This is a genomic window from Nocardia sp. NPDC051750 (assembly GCF_044453135.1).
Taxonomy (GTDB): Bacteria; Actinomycetota; Actinomycetes; order Mycobacteriales; family Mycobacteriaceae; genus Nocardia.
Genome location: NZ_JBITCK010000004.1, coordinates 48,900 through 55,133, shown reverse-complemented (window position 1 = coordinate 55,133; position 6,234 = coordinate 48,900). Strand labels below are relative to the sequence as shown.

Genomic DNA, 6,234 nt, shown 5'->3' with positions numbered 1-6,234 from the left:
CCTTCGATCTGCGCCATCGGGCCGGCCCTTCGCAGCGGGAGCGCTGTCGGATCGAACGAGCCGGGACCGGCGTCAGTTGACGCCGAGGGCGTCGAGAATCATCGGGCGGGCCGTGGCGATCGCCTGCTCCCAGTAGGGCCAGGTGTGGGTGCCGTTGACGATCTCGACCCGGGCCGGGATTCCCAGCGCCGCGACCCGATCACCGAAGATGCGCGTGGCTGTCATGGCCATCGCCTCCAGGCCCATCGCGTTCACGGTATCGCCGAACCAGTACGGCACATCCGGAACCCCGGGCACGCCGTTGCCGGCCGAGACATATATCGGCAGGCCGCGCAGCAGTTCCGCCTGCACCGTCGGATCGTTGCGCCGCCAGGCCGGATCACCTACCGGGCCCCACATATCGTCCACGTTGTACCGGCCCTCGTCCCACATCGCGGCCCGGACCGCCTCGTTCCACATCGGAAAGGTCGGATTGACGAATCCGGAGAACGATCCGGCGAACTTGAACTGATCGCGGTGATGCGCGGCCAGCGTCAGGGCCGCCCCGCCGCCCATGGACGCGCCCACGATCGCATTGTTCGTCCGCGAAACCCCGTATCCCGCGAGGAAGGCCGGTAGCTCCTCGGTGAGGAAGGTTTCCCACTTGTACGTGTTGACCTGACCGTTGGTACTGCTCGGCCGGTACCAGTCGGCATAGAAACTGGAATGCCCGCCCACCGGGAACACCAGCGTCACATTGTCACCCGCGAACCGCTGCAGCACATCGGTATCGCTGGTCCACTGGCTGTGATCGTGCGGCGCCCGGAGCCCGTCGAGCACATACAGCGCCGAACTGCCGCCGCGCGCCGCCCACTGCACCTGGACCTTCACCGGGCCCATCCCGGACGGCACCCAGAGTTCCTCGTACCCGCCGGCCGGCGCCCGTACCGGAGCACCGATCGGCGCCGCACTCACCATCGCCCCGCCGACCCAGACCATCAGCGCCACCGCCGCGATCACTGCACTGACCTTCCGCAGCCGCCCCCGCGCAGCCCACCGATTGTCCACTCGCACTTCGTGCCCCGTCATCAGTTTCGAATTGTGCTCATGAGCAGGCTACCGAAGCGATCCGGAATCCGCCGCACGCCCTCTGCCCCGAGAACCCGGACGGCAACGAGTGGGAGCCAGTCGACATGATTACCCCCATTTCCTCGCCGGGGTACTCCGGGGCAAAGCCGGCAGCGCGGACCACTTCCCACCGGCGAACATCGCCGTAAGCTACCGCTGTCACGACTACTGCAGGCCAGGCCGGAGCTCGATCCGCTCCGGCTTGCTCACCCGCCTCCGAGGAGACAGCAGTGCGAAGCAACGCCTCGTGGTTGTCGATTCCGATCATCGCGTTCGTCCTGGCCCTCCCCCTGGCGACCGGCTGCGCCATCGACAAGGGCACGGCGCTCGCCGCGGATTTCGAAAAGCACTGGTCCGGCGCGCCGGACGTCGAGAAGGTCGACGTACACGGGTACAACACCCTGCCCTTCGCCGGACTGGCAACCGGGATACTCGTCCTCGCGGACGGTACCCCGCCCGACCGGGTGGTCGAGCGAGCACACGAGTTGCGCAAGTACGTCGCGCGGCACAAGTCGGTCACCGGGCGGATCACGGCGGGAGGTATCACCGTCACCGTCGACGCGGACGAGACACGCACCCGCGAAGTCATGGCGCTGTGGCAGTCACTGACGGCCGATGAACGGGTGGTGGACGGCGAGATAGGCCGTTCGACCTCGAAGCTCGGCTACCGCTGGCAGGCCGAGATCACCGCGGTCGATGCTCTCGCGGTGTTCGACGATATGACCGGCGACGGCGGCCGGCACCGGCTCCTCTCGGATGTGACCTCGGTCGAGGTCCGCACGAAGCGTGGTACGCGGCCCGGCCTCTGGGTCCTGACCGATCCCGGCGGTGCCCTCCCGGCCGACGCGATCGCCGCGTACGAGGCGGTGGTTGCCGAGTACCCCGTCGCCGGTGCGACTCTGGAAACCACCTCCGTGCGGATCGTCGTGGCGGGCACAGCGGACGAGGACGGGGCCCGCGAACTCGCCCAGACGGCGGCCCCGGGCCTGGATGCCGCCGCTATCACGGTCACCCGCGAACGAGGTGCCTGACCTCCGGCCGGACTCGATCCCGACGGGACGGCCTTCGCCACGTCTACCGGAAACAGCACGAAGGAGCACACAGGGTGACAACCCATCTGGCCATCCGGATTCCGCCGGTGATGCTCGCGGACCTGGCGAGCGAGGGCGCCCCTCCGTGTGTCAGGAACGTGGTCGATCTCAGGGACGGATCCGGAGCGCCCCGAGCTGTGGCGTATGTGGAACGCGAACTCCCGCCCGGCGGTATCCCCGCCTACCTCGCGGCGCGCGATACCGGCGCCCGGTCGTTCGTCCTGTGGGCCGACGAACTCCGGGGCAGCCGGGTCGCCACCGTGGTCACCGAGTCGGCAGCCCACGGCGTGGCGACTTATCACGTACTCGACGCCCGCGGTGAGCTCATCGGCACTCTCGTTCGCGAGAAAGCGTTCCGAGGCAGAGGTATCCGAACCCGCTGGACAGTCCACCAGCCCGGCGTCGGTGAAGCAGTGGGCTACAAGGGCCGGATCTTCTGGTGGCTCGTCTGCTGGCTGCTGTTCCCGCTGATGCCCTTCGTTCTCATCGCCGCGCTGTTCGAGAACAGCGATGTCCCCCGCGCCCCTCGGCGCATCAAGTGGCGTGGCGGCGGCCGGCTGCTCCTGGACTTCAGACCGATCCGGGACCGGCTGGAGCTGCGCGCACCCGAGGTCGACTGGCGGCTGGGCGCGGCTCTGCTGGCCCTGCTGCGCTCTTTCGACGGCTGGTTCCACACGTCTTGGGACAGCCGCAAGAAGTGACCGGCAGGCAACTCGGCATTTTCACTGTCCGCGGTCGAACGGGCACATTAGACTTCTGGCCGTCTCTGGACGACAGCACCCAGGATCGGGGGATCCGTGGCACAGTTCGACTACATCATCGTCGGCGCCGGGACCGCGGGTTGCGTACTCGCCAACCGTCTCTCGGCGGATTCCGGGGTCACCGTACTGCTGGTCGAGGCGGGCGAGCAGGACACCGATCCACTCATCGCAGTACCGCGCGGATTCGGTGAGCTGCTGGGCGATCCCACCACGGCGTGGCACTATCCGACCCGCCCGTTCGGACCGGCCCAGCAGGTCGAATACTGGGTGCGGGGCAAAGTTCTGGGCGGGTCGAGCTCGGTCAACGGCATGGTGTACACCCGCGGGCATCGCGCCGACTACGACGCGCTGGCCGCTCTCGGCAACCCCGGGTGGGGCTGGGACGATATGCTCCCGGTCTTCAAGGCGATCGAGGACAACCAGTTCGGCGCCGCCGAAGTGCGTGGTGCGGGCGGCCCCCTGCACATCTCGTCCACCGCGAGCACCGACCCACTACTCGAAGATGTGATCACCGCCGGTACCGAACTCGGCTGGCAGCGGGTGCGGGACCTCAACGAAGCCGACGAGGAACGAATCGGCTATTCGATGGCGACGATCCGCGACGGCCGGCGCGACAGTGCGGCCACCGCATTCCTGCACCCCGTGCTGGACCGGCCCAACCTGACCCTCGCGCTACGCACCTCCGTCGACCGGATCGTGCTCGACAGCGGCCGGGCAGTCGGCGTCCAGGGCCGCCGCGACGGACAGCCCGTCGAATACCACGCCACCCGGGAGGTGATCCTTTCCGCCGGTGCACTGGCCACACCGAAGATCCTGCAACTCTCCGGTATCGGCAATCCCGAGACACTGGCCGCCGCCGGAGTCGACGTCGTGGTGGACAGCCCGCACGTCGGCGCCCGGATGCACGAGCACCGCGGGTTCACCTGTCAGTTCCGGCTCACCGAGGACATCGGATACAACCGTCTGCTCGGTACCCCGGAGGGGCAGCAGCAGGCGATGACGGAATACCAGGCGACCGGAGGTGGCACGATGGCCGCCCCGTCCTTCGATATCGTCGGCTTCTTCAAAACCCGCCCGGAGCTCGACCGCCCCGACGCACAGCTGCTGATCGCGCCGTATTCGATACGCCCGCCCGAACCCGGGAAGAGCATCGAGATCGAGCGGGAGCCGGGCATTCTGTGCGTCGCCTACATGCTGCGCCCGGACAGCGAGGGCAGCGTGCGCATCACCGCACCGGACCCGGACGCACCGCTCGATATCGACCCGGGATATTTCGCCACCGAGCACGACCGCACAACCTCCGCGCAGGTCTTCCGCACCATCCGCCGGCTCTTCTCCACCGCTCCCCTCGCGAATCGCATCGACCACGAAACCGCACCCGGTCCCGCGGTGCGGACCGACCAGGAAATCCTCGACGCCGGGCTGGTCACGGGCACCTGCGCGTACCACGCCGGCGGAACCGCCGCCATGGGACCGGATGACGAGGTGGTCGATTCGCGCCTGCGTGTCCGCGGCGTCACCGGCCTGCGCGTCGTGGATGCCTCGGTGCTCCCGATCATGGTCTCGGGAAACCCGAACGGACCTGTCGCGGCGCTGTCTTGGCGCGCAGCGGATTTCATCCTCGGACACGCCTGAACTCGGCCGGCACGTGGCCGCTCAGCGCCATCCGGCGAGCTGGTTCGTCCGCCTACGCACCTTCCCGCGAGCGAACCGGTAGGCGCCTATGCCCTGGTCGGTGCCCGTTCCTTATCCCCCGACCGCTCGTAGCTCTCCCAGAAGGTGGCGCCGACGATCCCCAGCGCCTTCGGGTCGAACACCGGGTCCACTCCGGCTCGCTGCTGCTTCTCGTAGTCGCGCAACGCCTTGTATGCGGGCTGCTGCAGGATGAGAATCCCGACGATATTGAGCCAAGCCATGAGGCCGACCCCGATATCACCCAGCGCCCAGGCTTCCTCCGCGGTCGATACCGCACCGATCACCACCGCCATCAGGATGAGGGCTTGCAGCGCCACTGTGGCGGCCGACCCGGCCGACCGGCGGAGGAACGGAATCGTCGCGGTGCCGTACTTGTCCAGCAGGAACCGCAGATTGGTTTCCGCGATGTAGTAGTAGGCGATGATCGTGGTCAGACAGAAAAATGCCAGGGATACGGCGACAAAGGTCGAACCGGCACCGCTCCAGAGCGTATCGAAGCCGACCTGGACGAAACTGGGGCCGACGACTACGTCGGAGGGCAGCGCACCGCCCTCGGCGAGGGTCGCCCCGTCGGCGCTCTCCCCTTCGAACACCCGGTACGCACCGGTCGACAGAATCAGGAAACCCGTTGCGCTACAAACGAACAGGGTGTCGAAGTACACCGCGAAGGCCTGGACGAAACCCTGTTTCGCGGGGTGGGAAACCTCCGCGGCCGCCGCGGCATGGGGCCCGTTGCCCTGGCCCGCCTCGTTGGAGTAGATACCGCGTTTGACGCCCCACATCACCGCCGCGCCGATGATCGCGCCGAACGCCGCGTCCGTGCCGAAAGCGCTCCCGAAAATCGTGGCGAGAACCGAGGGAATCTCGCCCGCGTTGACAACGACGACGATCAGGGCGACGAAAATGTAGCCCACGGCCATGAACGGCACAACCACGGACGCGAAGGCTGCGATCCGCTTGACACCGCCGATGATGACCACCGCCAGCACCAGCGCCGTAACTGCCGCCGCGACCCATTCCGATATCCCCCAAGCCTGCTGCATCGCCGACACCATGGAGTTGGACTGCACGCCGGGCAGCAGCACACCGCAGGACAGCACGGTGACCGCCGCGAAGAGGAACCCGTAGACCCGGAACGCCGGAGCGGCCTTGGTATGCGCCATCGCCCTGCTCAGGTAATACGCAGGACCACCCCGGTATTCGCCGGTGATCCGATCGCGGGTCTTGTAGATCTGGCCGAGGGTGCACTCGACGAACGACGTCGACGCCCCGAGGAACGCCATCGCCCACATCCAGAACATGGCTCCCGGCCCGCCGAACGCGATCGCGGTCGCGACGCCCGCGATGTTCCCGGTGCCGATCCGCCCGGACAGCGATATGGCCAGCGCCTGGAACGACGAAACCCCCGACGACGATTTCTCCCCCTTGACCATCAATCGGATCATCTCCGGCACCTGACGCAACTGCAGGAACCGGGATCGCACCGAGAAATATATGCCCGCCGCCAGGCACAGATATACCAGTGCATCGCTCCATACGTAGCCATTGACCGTATCGAGGAACTCTGCCAAAACGGATAC

At 67.4% G+C, this 6,234-nt stretch carries 5 protein-coding genes; 3 read left to right on the top strand and 2 right to left on the bottom strand.

Features of this window, described 5'->3' with window-relative positions:
- Positions 1-72: 72 nt before the first annotated feature.
- Complete coding sequence (locus ACIA75_RS18730; RefSeq protein ID WP_397105521.1) at positions 73-1,068, bottom strand: alpha/beta hydrolase; 996 nt, start codon at positions 1,066-1,068, stop codon at positions 73-75.
- Between the two features lie 269 nt (positions 1,069-1,337).
- Here ACIA75_RS18730 and ACIA75_RS18725 point away from each other — a divergent pair, with 269 nt between their 5' ends.
- The 3 genes from ACIA75_RS18725 (at position 1,338) to ACIA75_RS18715 (ending at position 4,594) form a co-directional block, all read left to right on the top strand.
- Positions 1,338-2,138, top strand: a complete 801-nt coding sequence (locus tag ACIA75_RS18725; RefSeq protein ID WP_397105519.1) for a hypothetical protein — start codon at positions 1,338-1,340, stop codon at positions 2,136-2,138.
- A gap of 74 nt (positions 2,139-2,212) precedes the next feature.
- Positions 2,213-2,899: a hypothetical protein gene (locus ACIA75_RS18720; RefSeq protein WP_397105517.1), complete on the top strand. Its 687-nt coding sequence runs from the start codon at positions 2,213-2,215 to the stop codon at positions 2,897-2,899.
- A 96-nt stretch (positions 2,900-2,995) separates the two neighbouring features.
- Positions 2,996-4,594, top strand: coding sequence for a GMC family oxidoreductase (locus ACIA75_RS18715; RefSeq protein ID WP_397105515.1), 1,599 nt, complete (start codon positions 2,996-2,998; stop codon positions 4,592-4,594).
- 86 nt (positions 4,595-4,680) lie between these two features.
- Here ACIA75_RS18715 and ACIA75_RS18710 read toward each other — a convergent pair whose 3' ends face one another.
- Complete coding sequence (locus tag ACIA75_RS18710) at positions 4,681-6,225, bottom strand: alanine/glycine:cation symporter family protein (RefSeq protein ID WP_397105513.1); 1,545 nt, start codon at positions 6,223-6,225, stop codon at positions 4,681-4,683.
- Positions 6,226-6,234 lie beyond the last annotated feature (9 nt).

What these genes read in the sequence shown, in the direction of transcription:
- ACIA75_RS18730 (WP_397105521.1), bottom strand. Translation starts at nt 1,068, where the DNA reads ATGACGGGGCACGAAGTGCGAGTGGACAATCGGTGGGCTGCGCGGGGG.